Genomic DNA, 15,001 nt, shown 5'->3' with positions numbered 1-15,001 from the left:
CTCGGCCCGACGTGACGACCTCGCCGCCGACCCGGAGCCCAGGGCCGCGGGGCGGGAGCGGGCGGGGACGCGGCGAGGGCCCCGTCCGGCGTGCGGACGGGGCCCTCGCGGTGCCGAGCGGGTCAGCCCTCGAAGGGCTTCGCGGCCTTGATCTCGACGGGGATCTCGCGGCCGTTCGGCGCGGTGTAGGCCACCGTGTCGCCGACCTGCCGGCCGTTGATGGAGGCGCCGAGCGGCGACGTCGGGGAGAAGACCTCGATGTCCGCGCTGCCGGCGATCTCGCGGGAGCCCAGGAGGAACGTCATCTCGTCACCCGCCACGACGGCGGTCACGACCATGCCCGGCTCCACGACGCCGTCGTCCGGCGGGGTGCCGATCTGCACGTTGCGCAGCTTCTCCTTGAGCTCGCGGATGCGGGCCTCCTGCTTGGCCTGCTCCTCGCGCGCCGCGTGGTAGCCGCCGTTCTCCTTGAGGTCGCCCTCGTCACGCGCGGCGGCGATGCGCTCGGTGACCTCGGCGCGTCCCGGGCCCTCGAGGTGCTCGAGCTCCGCCTTGAGGCGGTCGTAGGCCTCCTGCGTCAGCCAGGTGGCGGCCTGCGTCGTGTCGGTCACGTCCACTCCTTCCCTGCGTGTCGCGCCCCGGCGGGGCGGGTGCACTGTGCGTCGTCCCCGGTCAGGCGTGCGCGGACCCGCGAGGTGCGTGAACGGGTGTGCCGCCGTCTCGTGGTCGCGTCGACCTGCGGCGACGTCGGGCGACGTCGGTCCGGGGGCGGCGTATGAATCGGCAATCATAGCAACGCCGGGGCTCCGGCGCGTGCGGGTCCGGCCCGGCGCCCGCGCCGCACCCGCACGGCACCGGCGCGGTCTCCCGCACGGCTCCCGCGCGGCGTCAGGCGGGCTCGCAGGACTCCACGACGGCGGTCACGGCCTGCTCGGCGGTGAGGATGGTCGCCGTGACCCGCTGCGTGCGCGTGCCCGCGGGGCCGACCTCGACCGTCCGGACCCCGACCTCGGCGTACCCCTCGGACAGCGCCTGCACCCGGCAGACGGCGGTGGCGTCCGGGTCCTTCGTGACGTCGAACGTCACCTCGGTCGACGTCGGGCCGTCCACGCGGAAGCCGACCTCGTCCCAGCGCACGGGCGTCCGCGCCTGCCCGACGCCCAGCCAGACCACGACCGCGAGGCCGAGCACGGCGAGCACCGCCACGGCGGCCCGCGTCGCGCGCCGGGACGTCGGCGGGCGCCCGTAGCGTCCCTCCGGGGGTGCCGGCGTCGCGGCGGCGTCTGCGGTCACGCGCTCCTCCTGCTGGTCCGCCGGGCGTCGGGGTGCGCCGGTGTCGGTGGGGTGAGGGATCATTGTCTCCCGTCCGCCGGTGCTCCGGCGGACGCCGAGGGAAGGACCACGAGCGAACGTGACCGAGCAGCTGCGCCTGATGGCCGTGCACGCCCACCCGGACGACGAGTCGAGCAAGGGCGCCGCGACGACCGCCCGGTACGCCGCCGAGGGGGTGGACGTGCTCGTCGTCACCTGCACCGGCGGCGAGCGGGGCGACGTGCTCAACCCGCACCACCCGCCGGTCGAGGGCGGCATCGAGGGCATGCGCGCGGTGCGGCGCGTCGAGATGGCCGCGGCCGCGCAGGCGCTCGGCGTCCGGCAGCACTGGCTCGGCTTCGTCGACTCCGGCCTGCCCGAGGGCGACCCGCTGCCGCCGCTGCCCGAGGGCTGCTTCGCCCTGGTCCCGCTGGAGGACGCGGCGCGGCCGCTCGTCGAGCTGGTCCGCTCGTTCCGGCCGCACGTCATCACGACGTACGACCCGACGGGCGGCTACCCGCACCCCGACCACGTGATGACCCACCGGGTCGCGGTGGAGGCGTTCCACGCGGCGGGGGACCCGGAGCGCTACCGCGGGGCCGGCGAGCCGTGGACGCCGCTGAAGCTGTACTACAACCACGGCTTCTCGATGGCCCGCATCCGCGCGGCGCACGAGGCGATGGTCGAGCGGGGCCTGGAGTCGCCGTTCGGCGAGTGGGTCGAGTCCCGCGCCGCCCGCGAGATCCCGGAGCGCGAGGTGACGACCCTGGTCCCCGTCGGCGGGTACTTCGACGCCCGGGACGCCGCGCTGCGCGCGCACGCCACGCAGATCGACCCCGAGGGGTTCTTCTTCGCGATGCCGCGCGACCTCGAGCTGCAGGTGTGGCCGCACGAGGAGTACGAGCTCGCCGAGTCGCGGGTGCCGACCACGCTGCCCGAGGACGACCTGTTCGCCGGCGTGCGCGAGGCCCGCGCATGAGCGCCACCACGCTGATCGCCGTCGCCCACGGGGCGGTGCTGCAGGCGGGCGGCGCGCTCGGCGAGGCGGTGCACGCGGTGGTCCCGGTCCCCGTCGCGCTCCTGGTGCCGGGGGCCGCGGAGCCGTCGCCGTCGCCCAGCACGGTCGAGATCCCGCCGGAGGACCAGACGTCGCCGGGCCTGCTCGGCTTCCTGGTGACGTTCGCCGTGGCGGCCGCGGTGATCGCCCTGGCGTTCTCGCTGGTGCGGCACCTGCGCGTCGTGGAGCGCAACGCCCGCCGGCTCGAGGAGGCCGAGGCCGAGGCCGGGGGCGGCACGCCGGCGCCCGGCGTCGGTGACGCGCCCGACGACCTCCCGCCCGCCGCCCCGGCCGACGACCCGGCGCCCGAGGACCGGGACCGCCCGTGACCGTCGACCCGCCCGTCCGGCCCGCCGTGCGGGTGACGCTCGGCCAGCTGCGGGTCAGCGACGACCACGACGCGAACCGCGAGGTGGTCCGGCGGGCCTTCGACACCGCGGCGCGCGCCCGGGCCGACGTGCTCGTGCTGCCGGAGTACGCCTCGGGGTTCGACCCGCGCGGCACCGGGCCGGAGCACGCCGAGCCGCTCGACGGCCCGTTCGTCTCGTCGCTGCGCGAGCGTGCCGCCGCCCACGGCGTCGCGGTGGTCGCCGGCACCACCCTCCCGGGGTCCCGGGCGGACCGTGCGGCGAACGCCGTCGTCGCGGTGGACGCCGCGGGCGCGGTCGTCGGCGTCTACCGCAAGGTGCACCTGTACGACGCGTTCGGGCACCGCGAGTCCGACCGGCTGGAGCCCGGGCCGGCCGACGCCGCCCCGCTGACGCTCGACGTCGCCGGCCTGCGGTTCGGCGTGCTCACCTGCTACGACCTGCGGTTCCCCGAGTCGGCGCGGCGCGCGGTCGACGCGGGGGCGGACGTGCTGGTGGTCCCGGCGGCGTGGGCGGCGGGTCCCCTCAAGGAGCATCACTGGCGGACGCTGGCGACGGCGCGCGCCATCGAGAACACCGTGGTGGTCCTCGCGGTCGGCCAGGCCGGGCGCGGCGTGACGGGCCGGTCCCTCGTCGTCGGCCCGGACGGCGTCGCCGGGCTCGAGCTGGGCACGGAGCCGGAGCTGCGCACGGTCGACCTGGACCCCTCGGCGCTCGCCGACGTGCGCGCGGTGAACCCGTCGCTGGACCATCGCCGGTACCGCGTCGTCCCGGTCGCCTGACCCGGACGCCGGTCAGACGCGGGGGCGGCCCTCGCCGTCGAGCTGCGTGTCGGGCGCGGGCCAGAACGACCGCATGAGGTCCTCCGGGCTGAGCGCGTCGTCGGCCCCGGGGCCGGGCACCGGCTGCTCGCCCGCCAGCGCCTTGACCTCGTGGTGGATGCGCTCCATCGACGTGTCGAGCGACGCCGCCACGTCGGCCGCGAGCTTGAGCGAGTCCGTGAGGTGGCGGGGCACCTGGCCGGCGTACTTGTAGTAGATCTTGTGCTCGAGGCTCGCCCAGAAGTCCATGGCGATGGTCCGGAGCTGGATCTCCACGACGACGTCCTCGACGCGGTCGGACAGGTACACCGGCACCTGGACGATGAGGTGGAGCGACTGGTAGCCGTTCGGCTTGGGGTGGGCGATGTAGTCGCGCTCCTCGAGCAGGGTGAGGTCGCCCTGGCCGATCAGCATGTCCCGCAGCCGGTAGATGTCCGACACGAACGAGCACGTCACCCGCACGCCGGCGATGTCGAACATCTGGGCGCGCACGGCGTCCGGGTCGAGCGGGATGCCCTTGCGCCGGCACTTGGCCGCGATGGACTCGAACGACTTCAGCCGCGACCCGACGTGCTCCACGGGGTTGTCGTCCTGCATGTGGAGGAACTCGTCCCGCAGGATCGCGATCTTCGTCATGACCTCGTCGATCCCGAACTTGTACGTCAGGGCGAGGCGGCGCATCTCGCGCACCAGCGCGCGGACCTGCGCGGGGTCGGGGACGTCGCGGACGGGCTGCACGGCGGACATGACCTCCACCGTAACCGCAGAGGTCAGCGCAGCACCGCCAGCGCGGCGGCCGCGTAGTGGCAGCTGAACCCGACGACGGTGAGCAGGTGGAAGATCTCGTGGAACCCGAACCAGCGGGGGCTGGGGTTCGGCCGCTTCAGCCCGTAGACGACGGCGCCGACCGTGTACGCGAGGCCGCCGGCGGCGACGAGCCACACGACCTCGGGGCCGCCGTTGGGCGCGCGACCGAACGCCGGCAGGAACCACACCGCCACCCAGCCGAGGGCGATGTACACGGGCACGTACACCCAGCGCGGGGCCCCGAGCCAGAACACGCGCGCGAGCAGCCCGACGAGCGCCCCGGACCACACGATGACGAGCAGTGTCTGGGCGGTGGCCGCCGGGAGCAGCGCGACGGCGAGCGGGGTGTAGGTGCCGGCGATGACGAGGAAGATGTTCGTGTGGTCCATGCGGCGCAGGACGCCGGCGACCCGGGGCGACCACGTGCCGCGGTGGTAGACGGCGCTGGTGCCGAACAGCAGCATGGCGGCCCCGCCGAAGACCGCCGAGGCGATCGTGAGCGGGGCGGTGGGCGCGAGCACGACCAGGACGACGGACGCGGCGGTGGCCAGCGGGAACATGCCGGCGTGGATCCACCCGCGCAGCCGCGGCTTGACGGCCTGCGCGACCTGCTCGGCGGTCTCGGTGACCTTCACGGCGCATCCCCTCCTCGGCTCGGTGACGTCGGCTGCAGCGTAACCTACGAATGCGTAGGTTACGGGTGCGTAGGTTCGTGCACCTGCACGAGTTCTCCTCCGCGCGCCCTCCGTCCGCGCGGCCGTCGGGGGTCCGCCGGGCGGTAGCGTGAGCACCGCCACCCCTCCCGGCGAAGGAGTTCCGCGCGTGCGCCTGCCCCACCCGCTCTACGGGTTGTACGAGCGTCGGCTGGCCGCCTCGCTGCCACGCGACCGGGTGCCCCGGCACGTCGGGGTCATCCTCGACGGCAACCGGCGCTGGGCCCGCCAGCTCGGGGAGTCGACCGCCACCGGGCACCGGCGCGGCGCCGACCGGATCGCGGACCTGCTGCAGTGGGGCGAGGAGGTCGGCGTCGAGGTCGTCACGCTCTGGATGCTCTCGACCGACAACCTCACGCGGGACCCCGAGGAGCTCGAGGCGCTGCTCGGCATCATCGAGGACGCCGTGCGCGAGCTCGCGGCGACGCGGCAGTGGCGGCTGCAGGCCGTCGGGTCGCTCGACCTCCTGCCGGAGCGGACGCGCGGCATCCTGCGGGACGCCGAGTCCGCGACCGCCGACGTCGCCGGGCTGCACGTGAACGTCGCGATCGGCTACGGCGGCCGCCGCGAGATCGCCGACGCGGTGCGGTCCTACCTCGCCGAGCGCGCGGCCGAGGGTGCGTCGCTGGACGAGATCGCCGCGACGTTCGACGTGGAGCACATCGCGGACCACCTGTACACGAAGGGCCAGCCCGACCCGGACCTGGTCATCCGCACCTCCGGGGAGCAGCGGCTCGGGGGGTTCATGCTCTGGCAGTCGGTGCACTCGGAGTACTACTTCTGCGAGGCGTACTGGCCGGACTTCCGGCGGGTCGACTTCCTGCGCGCCGTGCGCGACTACGCCGCGCGGGAGCGCCGGCACGGCCGGTAGGCGCCCGCCGGGTGAACATCAGGTTTCGCGCCGCGCCGCGGGCGTGTCGCGCGCGCCGCACCCCCGCCGGCTGGGCGTAGCGTCCGAGAGCAACGGACGGCGCCCGCCGTCCCGGGGAGGCCAGCCCATGGAGCATCCGCTCCGGGAGGAGGGCCGGTCGTGGCCCGACGCCCGCGCCGGCCGCCCTCGTCCCGTCACCGCGCGTCGCACCGCCCCACGGGGCACGGACGGCGCGAGGGGCCCGATGCGGCGCTGATCGGCGCCGGAGGGAGCCTGCCGTGGTCAGCAAGCTGGGAACCGCCACCACCTCGATCGAGCAGCCGGGGGAGGGGCGCCGGACACACGTCCTCGACACGTCCGTCCTGCTGTCCGACCCCCGGGCGATCCTGCGGTTCGCCGAGCACGACGTGGTGCTCCCCGTCGTCGTGATCACCGAGCTGGAGGGCAAGCGGCACCACGCCGAGCTCGGGTACTTCGCCCGCGCCGCCCTGCGGATGCTCGACGACCTGCGGGTGCAGCACGGGCGCCTGGACGCGCCGCTGCCGATCGGCGACCAGGGCGGGACGCTGCGGGTGGAGCTGAACCACATCGACCCCGGCGTGCTGCCGGCCGGGTTCCGGCTCGGCGACAACGACACCCGGATCCTGGCGTGCGCGGCCAACCTCGCGGCGGAGGGTCGCGACGTGACGGTCGTGTCCAAGGACCTGCCGATGCGCATCAAGGCCTCGGCGATCGGGCTGCGCGCCGAGGAGTACCGCCACGAGCTCGCCGTCGACTCCGGGTGGACGGGGATGGACGCGCTCGACCTCACCGAGCAGCAGATGGCGCAGCTCTGGGAGCACGACAGCCTGCCGCTCGCGGACGTCGAGGACGCGCCGTCGCTGCCCTGCCACACGGGTCTGGTGATCCACAGCCCGCGCGGCTCGGCGCTGGGCCGCGTGACGGCCGACAAGCACGTGCAGGTGGTCCGCGGCGACCAGGACGTGTTCGGGCTCCACGGCCGCAGCGCCGAGCAGCGCATCGCGATCGACCTGCTGCTGGACGAGCAGGTCGGGATCGTGTCGCTCGGCGGCCGGGCCGGGACCGGCAAGTCGGCGCTGGCGCTGTGCGCCGGGCTCGAGGCCGTGCTGGAGCGGCGGCAGCACCGCAAGGTGATGGTGTTCCGGCCGCTGTACGCGGTCGGCGGCCAGGACCTCGGCTACCTGCCGGGCAACGAGTCCGAGAAGATGAACCCCTGGGCGCAGGCGGTGTTCGACACCCTCGGTGCGGTGGTCAGCCGCGAGGTGGTCGAGGAGGTCATCGACCGCGACCTGCTCGAGGTGCTGCCGCTCACGCACATCCGCGGGCGCTCGCTGCACGACGCGTTCGTGATCGTCGACGAGGCGCAGTCGCTCGAGCGGAACGTCCTGCTCACGGTGCTGTCCCGCATCGGGCAGTCCTCGCGGGTGGTGCTCACGCACGACGTCGCCCAGCGGGACAACCTGCGGGTCGGGCGGCACGACGGCGTCGCGGCGGTCATCGAGGCGCTCAAGGGCCACCCGCTGTTCGCGCACGTCACGCTGACGCGCTCGGAGCGGTCGCCCGTGGCGGCGCTCGTGACGGAGCTGCTGGAGGGCATCGAGCTCTGAGGCGCCGGCGGGCGGGTCAGCGCGAGGTCCGCACCGGGGCCGCCTGACCCGTCCCGCTGCCGCCGCCCCTTTCGGTGCGTTCGGATCCGCACGCACCGACACGCCCGGCGTGTCCGGCCGGACGGATCCGCACCGCCGCCGCGCCGGCCGTCGCCGCGCCGGGCTCGCCCGCGTGCTCCGGGCGCGCCGCGAGCACCGCGACGACGAGCCCGACGACCGCACCCGCCGCGGTGTCGAGGGCCCGGTCCAGCGCGAGCCGGGCGGGGTCCGGCGGCGCGCCGAGCGAGGTCATCAGCAGCGCCATCGGTGTGATGGTGAGCATCGCCGCCCCGTAGTGCCGCGCGACGACCAGCTCGGTGGCGGTCTGCAGCACGACGACCAGCGCCGCCACGGCCCAGAACGGCAGGTGCGCGTCGAGCAGCGGGAGCGCGAGCGCGACGCCGGCGGTGGTCCCGGCGGCGCGCTGCAGCGCCCGGACGCCCATGTGCCGGACGTGCGCGCCCTGCAGGACGGCGGTCGCGCCCATCACCGCCCAGGCGGGGTGACCCCAGCCGGCGGCGACCGCGACGGAGGCGGCGAGCGCCGCGGCCACGGCGACCGAGAGCGTGGGCGACAGCGCCGCGCCGCCGGCGGTGCCCTCCCGCACGACGTCCCGCACCCGCGGCGCGGCGTCGGCAGGGCGGCTGCGGTGCCGGCCGAGCACCCGGCCGGCGTTGCACACCAGGCAGGCCACGAGCGCGCCGCCCGCCACCGCGACCGCCCGCCCCGCCACGTCGCCCGCGCCGGTCGCCGCCGCGGCACCCGCGCCGGCGGCGAACACGAGGATCGTCGCCCCCGGCGGGCCGGTGCGCAGCGCGACGGCGCCGGCCGTGGCGCCCGCGGCGAGCAGGGTCAGCGCGGCCAACTCGACGACCACCGGGGCGCCCGCGGCCGACAGCGCCGACATCGCGGCCACGGCGGCGGTGAGCGCCGTGCCGACCAGGGCCATGAGCCGCAGCCGCCACGCGTAGCCGCTGGAGCGCCCGTACAGCGACGCCAGCGCGCCGAGGGAGGCGTAGCCGGCCAGGTCCTGGCGGCCGAGCGCGGCGACCAGCACGAACGCCAGCGCGACGCTCGCCCCGCACCGCAGCGCCCCGCCCAGGGACTCCCGGGTGCTCGGCCCGCCGGGGCGCGGCCGGACGTCGGCGCGGAGCTGGGACGGGTGCAGGAGGGCGGCGGCGAGGGACAGGCGGTGCACCGGGCGATGCTGCCACCGAATCGTTCACGGGTAAATGATTCGTGAAGCAACTCACGCTCGGTAGGGTGGCGGCCGTGGACAGCGTGGACCGCCTGCGCGAGGACTGGGAGCGCGAGGCCCCGGCGTTCGACGTCGCGCCCATCGCGGTGGCCGGCCGCATCACCCGCATCGCCGCGCTGCTCGACGCCCGGGCCGAGGCCGCGCTCGCGGTGGCGGACCTGACCCGGGGCGAGTTCGACGTGCTCTGCGCGCTGCGCCGGGCGGGCCGCCCCCTGCGGGCCGCCGAGGTGTCGACCATCACCGCCGCCTCGCCGGCCGCTATCACCAAGCGCGCGGACGCGCTCGAGCGGGCCGGGCTGGTGGCGCGCACGACCCCGCACCGCGACCGCCGCGGCGTGCTGCTCGCGCTCACCGCGGACGGCCGCGCCGCGGTCGACCGGCTGATGCCCGAGCACCTGGCACGGGAGGCCGAGGCGCTCGGCGCCCTCGACCCGGCCGAGGCGGCGACGCTGGCGGCCCTGCTGTCCCGGGTGCTGACGCGGGTCGAGGGCGGCGCCTAGCCGGGGCCCCACGGCCCCGGACCGTCGGCGCCGCGCGTGCTCAGGCCCTCGGGCGGGTCATGCTCAGCAGGTCGAGGGCCTCGTCGAGCTGCTGCTCCGTGAGCTCCCCGCGGTCGACGTAGCCCAGCGCCAGCACCGCCTCCCGCACCGTGACGCCCTGCGCGACGGCGTGCTTCGCGATCTTCGCGGCGGCCTCGTAGCCGATCAGCCGGTTCAGCGGCGTGACGATCGACGGCGACGACCCCGCGTACGCGGCGCCGCGCTCCACGTCGACCTCCAGGCCGTCGACGCACCGGTCTGCGAGCACCCGGCACGCCGCCGCCAGCAGCCGCTCGGACTCCAGCACCGCCTGGCCCATGACGGGGATCTGCACGTTGAGCTCGAACGAGCCGCTCGCGCCGCCCCAGGCGACCGTCGCGTCGTTCCCGACCACCCGGGCGGCGACCATGAGCACGGCCTCCGGGACCACCGGGTTGACCTTGCCGGGCATGATCGAGGAGCCCGGCTGGAGGTCGGGGATGCGGATCTCGCCGAGCCCCGTGTTGGGGCCGGAGCCCATCCAGCGCAGGTCGTTGCAGATCTTCGTCAGGCTGACGGCGATGGTGCGCAGCGCGCCCGACAGCTCGACCAGCCCGTCGCGGGCGCCCTGCGCCTCGAAGTGGTCGCGCGCCTCGGTGAGCGGCAGCCCCGTGTCCTGCGCGAGCAGCGCGATGACCCGCTGCGGGAAGCCGGCCGGGGTGTTGATGCCGGTGCCGACCGCCGTGCCGCCGAGCGGGACCTCCGCGACGCGGGGAGCGCCGCCTGCACCGCTCGACGCCCCGGCGGACCGCGGCCGCGTACCCCCGAACTCCTGGCCGAACGTGACCGGGGTGGCGTCCATGAGGTGGGTGCGGCCGGACTTCACGTCGCCGGCGTGGCGCTCGGCGAGCCGCTCGAACGAGACCGCGAGGTGCTCGAGGGCGGGCACCAGGTCCTGCACCGCGCCCGCCGTCGCGGCGACGTGCACGGACGTCGGGAACACGTCGTTGGAGGACTGGGAGGCGTTCACGTGGTCGTTGGGGTGCACGTCCGCGCCCAGCGCCCGCGACGCGAGCGTCGCCAGCACCTCGTTCATGTTCATGTTCGAGGACGTGCCCGAGCCGGTCTGGAAGACGTCCACCGGGAAGTGCGCGTCGTGCCGGCCGTCGGCGACCTCGTCCGCCGCGGCGGCGACCGCGTCCGCGACGGCGCGGTCCAGGATGCCGAGCTCGGCGTTCGCCAGGGCCGCGGCCTTCTTGATGCGCGCCAGGGCGGCGATGTGGCCGCGCTCCAGCGTCGTCCCGCTGATCGGGAAGTTCTCGACGGCGCGCTGGGTCTGCGCGCGGTACAGCGCGGCGGCGGGGACGCGGACCTCGCCCATCGTGTCGTGCTCGGTGCGGTACTGGACGTCGTCGTCGGCGTGCAGGCTCATGCGCGGCATCCTGCCACCGCCGCGTGCCGCCGGCCCGGCCGTCCGGGACCTTCGTCCCGGGTTATGGCGCACGTCACACCCGCCGGTGGCGCGGAGCGTGGCGTGACCGGCGCGCCGGGCGTGCGGGCGCCCGTCAGGCGGCGGGCCGGTCGCCCACCTCGCCCACGGCCGTCGTCAGCCGCGCGCGCCCGTCGGCCAGCGCGTACTCCACGCCCACCACCGCGCACCGGCCGGCGTCGATCGCCTCCGCGAGCGTCACCGAGTACGAGCGCAGCATGTCGACGGTGTGCCGCACGTGCTCGTGCCCGAGCTCGGCGGGGTCGACCGTCGCGAGGTCCCGCGGCCGCCCGTCGGCGTCCGGGCCGTGGGCGAGCGACACGATGCTCGGGATCACGCGGTCGACCACGGCCCGCACGAAGCCGCGCGGCAGCTCCCCGGTGGTCAGCGCGGCCGTCGCCGCCGCCACCGCCCCGCACGAGTCGTGCCCCAGGACGACCACGAGGGAGGCCCCCAGCACCTCGACGCCGTACTCGATGGAGCCGATGACGGTCGTGTCGAGCACGTGGCCCGCCGTCCGGACGACGAACACGTCGCCGAGGCCCTGGTCGAAGATGATCTCCGCCGCGACGCGGCTGTCCGAGCAGCCGAAGACGACCGCGAACGGCGCCTGCCCGGTGCTCACCTCGGCGCGCCGGTCGATGCCCTGGGACGGGTGCTCCATCTCGCCGCGGACGAACCGGTCGTTGCCGTCGCGCAGCGCGGACCAGGCCTCGGCGGGGGTCGTGGGGTGTGCCATGGCGGTCATGATCGCACCGCCCGGCCGGTGCGCGCCCGCGGGGCCCGGCAGGCGCCCGGCAGGCGCCCGCCGGGATCCGTCCGCGCGGCCCCGGCGCGCCTTCCGGTGGCAGGACCGTCCGGAGCCGGGTAGCACTTGGGGGGGACGCGTGGCGGACGCCGCGGGTGCGCAGGTCGGGCGCCCCGGGGGACCAGGGGAGGGAGCGGTGAGGGTGCGCAGACGATCGAGGGGGATCGCCGCGGGAGCCGTGCTCGCGCTCGGCGTGGGGCTCGCGGCGTGCGCCCCGGCCGACGACACCCCCGTGCTGACCTGGTACACCAACCCCGACGCGGGCGGGCAGGCCGCCCTCGCGCAGCAGTGCACCGAGGAGGCGGACGGCGCCTACCGCATCGAGGTGTCCGTGCTGCCCCGCGAGGCCAGCGCCCAGCGCGAGCAGCTCGCCCGGCGCCTCGCCGCCTCGGACTCGTCGATCGACCTCATGAGCCTCGACCCGCCGTTCATCCCCGAGCTGGCGAACGCGGGGTTCCTCGCGCCGGTGCCGCCGGAGGTCGCCGAGCAGGTCAGCCAGGACGTCGCCGAGGGCGCGCTGCAGGGAGCGTCCTGGGGCGACGAGCTGGTGACCGTGCCGTTCTGGGCGAACACGCAGCTGCTGTGGTTCCGGACGTCCGTCGCCGAGGCCGCCGGTCTCGACATGTCGCAGCCGGTGACGTGGGACCAGGTGATGGACGCGGCCCGCGACCAGGACAAGCGCCTCGGCGTGCAGGGCGTCAAGGCCGAGGCCTACACCGTCTGGATCAACGCGCTGGTCGAGTCGGCGGGCGGGCACATCGTCGAGACGCCCGAGGCGGACGCCCAGGACGTCGAGCTGGGGCTGGACTCCGAGGCCGGGCGCGAGGCGGCGCGGATCATCGGGGAGATCGGCTCCGAGGGACTCGGTGGTCCCGGCCTCCCGACGCAGGACGAGAACGCCTCCCTCTCGCAGTTCCAGGGGGACAGCGGGTCGTTCATGGTGAACTGGCCGTTCGTGTGGCCGGCCATGCAGGGCGCGGTCGAGGACGGCACGCTCGACCAGGAGCTGCTCGACGACGTCGGCTGGGCCGTCTACCCGCAGGTCGTCGAGGGCGAGGACGCCGCGCCGCCGTACGGCGGGATCAACCTCGGCGTCGGGGCGTTCAGCGAGCACGTCGACGAGGCGTACGAGGCCGCGGTGTGCATCACGACGCCCGAGAACCAGGCGGCGTACTTCGTCTCCGACGGCAACCCGCCCGCCAGCACCGTCGCCTACGACGACCCCGACGTGCAGGAGACGTTCCCCATGGCGGACGTCATCCGGCAGTCGCTGGAGCAGGCGGCGCCCCGCCCGCAGACCCCGTACTACAACGAGGTCTCCCAGGGCCTCGTCGAGACCTGGCACCCGCCGGCCTCCGTCGACCCGGACTCCACGCCGCAGGAGTCGACCGACTTCATCACCGCCGTGCTGCGAGGGGAGCGCCTGCTGTGAACCGACGCGAGGACGCGCGCCCCGCCGGACCCGAGGGGGCGCCGAGATGAGCACCGAGGTCACCGGCGCGACGGCGGGCGTCGCCGCGCGCAGCACCCGCGGGTCCGGGCCCGAGCGGTCCGGCAAGCCGCGCCGCAGCGACCGGGCGCGGGCCGAGGCGCGGCTCGGGTGGCTGCTCGCCGGGCCGGCGTTCGTGGTGATGCTCGCGGTCACCGCCTACCCGATCCTGCAGGCGGTCTACGAGTCGCTGTTCCGCAACCGGCTCACCGCCCCGGGCGACCGGGCGTTCGTCGGGCTCGGCAACTACGCGGTGATCCTCACCGACCCCGTGTTCTGGGGCTCGCTGCTGGTCACGACGATCATCATGCTGGTCACCGTCGCCATCGAGCTGGTGCTCGGGTTCGCGCTCGCGCTCGTCATGCACCGGGCGATCACGCGGCTGCGCGGGCTGCTGCGCACCGCGATCCTCGTGCCCTACGGGATCATCACCGTCGTCTCGGCGTTCGCGTGGTTCTACGCGTTCGCCATCGACTCCGGGTACGTGAACCACTGGTTCGACTGGGTGCCGGCATCAGCCCCGACCTCAACTGGTTCGCCGGCACCGGCACCAGCCTGTTCGTCATCATCGCGTCCGAGGTCTGGAAGACCACGCCGTTCATCTCGCTGCTGCTGCTCGCCGGCCTCGCGCAGGTCCCGGGCGACCTGGAGGAGGCCGCGCAGGTCGACGGTGCGACGTGGTGGCAGCGGATGAAGCGCGTCGTCCTGCCGAACATGAAGGCCGCGATCATGGTCGCCGTCCTGTTCCGGGCGCTCGACGCGTTCCGCATCTTCGACAACGTCTTCATCATGACGAACGGCGCGAACAACACGACGGTGCTGTCGCTGCTGGCCTACCGGACGTCCATCAGCAGGCTCGAGATCGGTCTCGGGTCCGCGATCTCCGTGCTGCTGTTCGTGTGCGTCCTGATCATCTGCTTCATCGCGATCAAGATCTTCAAGGTCGACCTGGCCGGCGCGAGGGGGACCGCTGATGGGTGCCATGTCCGGCCGGCAGAAGGTCGCCTGGGCGGCGATCACGCTCGCGGTGCTGATCTACGCGCTGTTCCCCGTCGCGTCCATCCTCGCGACGTCGTTCAAGCTGTCGAGCGACCTCAACACCGGGACGTTCCTGCCGAGCACGTGGACGCTGGGCAACTACGAGCAGATCCTCGCGCCCGACGGGTCCGCGCAGGACCTGTTCCTGTCGTCGCTGCGCAACTCCGTCGGCATCTCCCTGATCGCCACGGCCATCTCGGTGGTGCTGTCGACGCTCGCCGCCTACGCGATCGCGCGGCTGCAGTTCCCCGGCCGCAAGCTGATCCTCACCACGGCGCTCGCGGTGTCGATCTTCCCGGTCATCTCGATCGTCACGCCGCTGTTCAACCTCTGGCGGTCCATCGGGCTGTACGACACCTGGCCCGGCCTGGTGATCCCGTACCTGTCGCTCACGCTGCCGATCTCCATCTGGACGCTCACCGCGTTCTTCCGGCAGATCCCGTGGGAGCTCGAGCAGGCGGCGCAGGTGGACGGCGCCACCACCTGGCAGGCGTTCCGCAAGGCGATCGTCCCGCTGGCCGCGCCCGGCGTGTTCACCACGGCGCTGATCGCGTTCTTCATCGCCTGGAACGACTTCGTCTACGGGATCTCGCTCACGTCCACCGAGGCCGCGCGCCCCGTCCCCGCGGCGCTGGCGTTCTTCGCCGGCGCCTCCCAGTTCGAGGAGCCGACCGGGGCCATCTCCGCCGCCGCGGTCGTCGTCACCGTGCCCGTGGTCGTGCTGGTGCTGCTGTTCCAGCGCCAGATCGTCTCCGGGCTGACCCAGGGCGCCGTCAAGGGCTGACG

15 protein-coding genes and 1 pseudogene are annotated in these 15,001 nt (G+C 74.9%); 9 read left to right on the top strand and 7 right to left on the bottom strand.

Translation table 11 applies throughout. The features are described 5' to 3' along the window. Positions 1-122: 122 nt before the first annotated feature. Complete coding sequence (gene greA / locus P9841_RS06095; protein ID WP_222171571.1) at positions 123-611, bottom strand: transcription elongation factor GreA; 489 nt, start codon at positions 609-611, stop codon at positions 123-125. Positions 612-888: 277 nt separating this feature from the next. After that, a complete protein-coding gene (locus tag P9841_RS06090; protein WP_283321143.1) occupies positions 889-1,293 on the bottom strand; it encodes a DUF4307 domain-containing protein in 405 nt (134 codons plus the stop codon). 139 nt (positions 1,294-1,432) lie between these two features. On the opposite strand from P9841_RS06090, the gene mca reads away from it, so the two are divergent. From mca to P9841_RS06075, 3 genes are read left to right on the top strand one after another with little or no spacing between them, the layout of a single operon-like run. Next, positions 1,433-2,290 (top strand): mycothiol conjugate amidase Mca, encoded by an 858-nt coding sequence (gene mca / locus P9841_RS06085; protein WP_283321875.1) that lies wholly within the window; start codon positions 1,433-1,435, stop codon positions 2,288-2,290. Continuing rightward, complete coding sequence (locus tag P9841_RS06080) at positions 2,287-2,697, top strand: hypothetical protein (RefSeq protein WP_283321142.1); 411 nt, start codon at positions 2,287-2,289, stop codon at positions 2,695-2,697. The genes mca and P9841_RS06080 overlap by 4 nt, the downstream gene beginning before the upstream one ends. Then, positions 2,694-3,518: a nitrilase-related carbon-nitrogen hydrolase gene (locus P9841_RS06075; RefSeq protein WP_283321141.1), complete on the top strand. Its 825-nt coding sequence runs from the start codon at positions 2,694-2,696 to the stop codon at positions 3,516-3,518. Before P9841_RS06080 ends, P9841_RS06075 begins: the two co-directional genes overlap by 4 nt. 12 nt (positions 3,519-3,530) lie before the next feature. Here the strand turns inward: P9841_RS06075 and P9841_RS06070 are convergent, their stop codons facing one another. Together P9841_RS06070 and trhA are read right to left on the bottom strand one after the other, a co-directional pair. Beyond that, on the bottom strand, positions 3,531-4,304 hold the full coding sequence (locus P9841_RS06070) for a GTP pyrophosphokinase (protein ID WP_283321140.1): 774 nt from the start codon (positions 4,302-4,304) through the stop codon (positions 3,531-3,533). Between the two features lie 23 nt (positions 4,305-4,327). Beyond that, entirely contained in the window at positions 4,328-4,999 is a 672-nt protein-coding gene (trhA, locus tag P9841_RS06065) for a PAQR family membrane homeostasis protein TrhA (protein ID WP_283321139.1), read from the bottom strand. Between the two features lie 187 nt (positions 5,000-5,186). Between trhA and P9841_RS06060 the strand changes: the two genes are divergently transcribed. Next, positions 5,187-5,948: an isoprenyl transferase gene (locus tag P9841_RS06060; RefSeq protein ID WP_283321138.1), complete on the top strand. Its 762-nt coding sequence runs from the start codon at positions 5,187-5,189 to the stop codon at positions 5,946-5,948. 278 nt (positions 5,949-6,226) lie between these two features. Then, on the top strand, positions 6,227-7,576 hold the full coding sequence (phoH2, locus tag P9841_RS06055) for an RNA 5'-3' helicase PhoH2 (protein ID WP_283321137.1): 1,350 nt from the start codon (positions 6,227-6,229) through the stop codon (positions 7,574-7,576). A gap of 16 nt (positions 7,577-7,592) precedes the next feature. Here the strand turns inward: phoH2 and P9841_RS06050 are convergent, their stop codons facing one another. Continuing rightward, positions 7,593-8,813 (bottom strand): FUSC family protein, encoded by a 1,221-nt coding sequence (locus P9841_RS06050; protein ID WP_283321136.1) that lies wholly within the window; start codon positions 8,811-8,813, stop codon positions 7,593-7,595. A gap of 74 nt (positions 8,814-8,887) precedes the next feature. Here P9841_RS06050 and P9841_RS06045 point away from each other — a divergent pair, with 74 nt between their 5' ends. Next, positions 8,888-9,373 (top strand): MarR family winged helix-turn-helix transcriptional regulator, encoded by a 486-nt coding sequence (locus P9841_RS06045; protein ID WP_283321135.1) that lies wholly within the window; start codon positions 8,888-8,890, stop codon positions 9,371-9,373. 40 nt (positions 9,374-9,413) lie between these two features. Here P9841_RS06045 and P9841_RS06040 read toward each other — a convergent pair whose 3' ends face one another. Beyond that, positions 9,414-10,823 (bottom strand): class II fumarate hydratase, encoded by a 1,410-nt coding sequence (locus P9841_RS06040; protein WP_283321134.1) that lies wholly within the window; start codon positions 10,821-10,823, stop codon positions 9,414-9,416. Positions 10,824-10,956: 133 nt separating this feature from the next. Next, positions 10,957-11,619: a carbonic anhydrase gene (locus P9841_RS06035; RefSeq protein WP_283321133.1), complete on the bottom strand. Its 663-nt coding sequence runs from the start codon at positions 11,617-11,619 to the stop codon at positions 10,957-10,959. A 211-nt stretch (positions 11,620-11,830) separates the two neighbouring features. On the opposite strand from P9841_RS06035, the gene P9841_RS06030 reads away from it, so the two are divergent. The 3 genes and pseudogenes from P9841_RS06030 to P9841_RS06020 all read left to right on the top strand — a co-directional run bounded on the left by P9841_RS06030 (position 11,831) and on the right by P9841_RS06020 (position 14,999). Then, positions 11,831-13,120 (top strand): sugar ABC transporter substrate-binding protein, encoded by a 1,290-nt coding sequence (locus P9841_RS06030; RefSeq protein WP_283321132.1) that lies wholly within the window; start codon positions 11,831-11,833, stop codon positions 13,118-13,120. Positions 13,121-13,166: 46 nt separating this feature from the next. Next, positions 13,167-14,143: pseudogene (locus P9841_RS06025) on the top strand (carbohydrate ABC transporter permease); the annotation flags it as partial. Between the two features lie 16 nt (positions 14,144-14,159). Continuing rightward, on the top strand, positions 14,160-14,999 hold the full coding sequence (locus P9841_RS06020) for a carbohydrate ABC transporter permease (RefSeq protein WP_459349120.1): 840 nt from the start codon (positions 14,160-14,162) through the stop codon (positions 14,997-14,999). Positions 15,000-15,001: the final 2 nt, after the last annotated feature.

Source organism: Cellulomonas sp. ES6 (assembly GCF_030053835.1).
In the GTDB taxonomy this organism is placed as follows: domain Bacteria; phylum Actinomycetota; class Actinomycetes; order Actinomycetales; family Cellulomonadaceae; genus Cellulomonas.
This window is presented reverse-complemented; position numbering and strand designations above follow the sequence as displayed.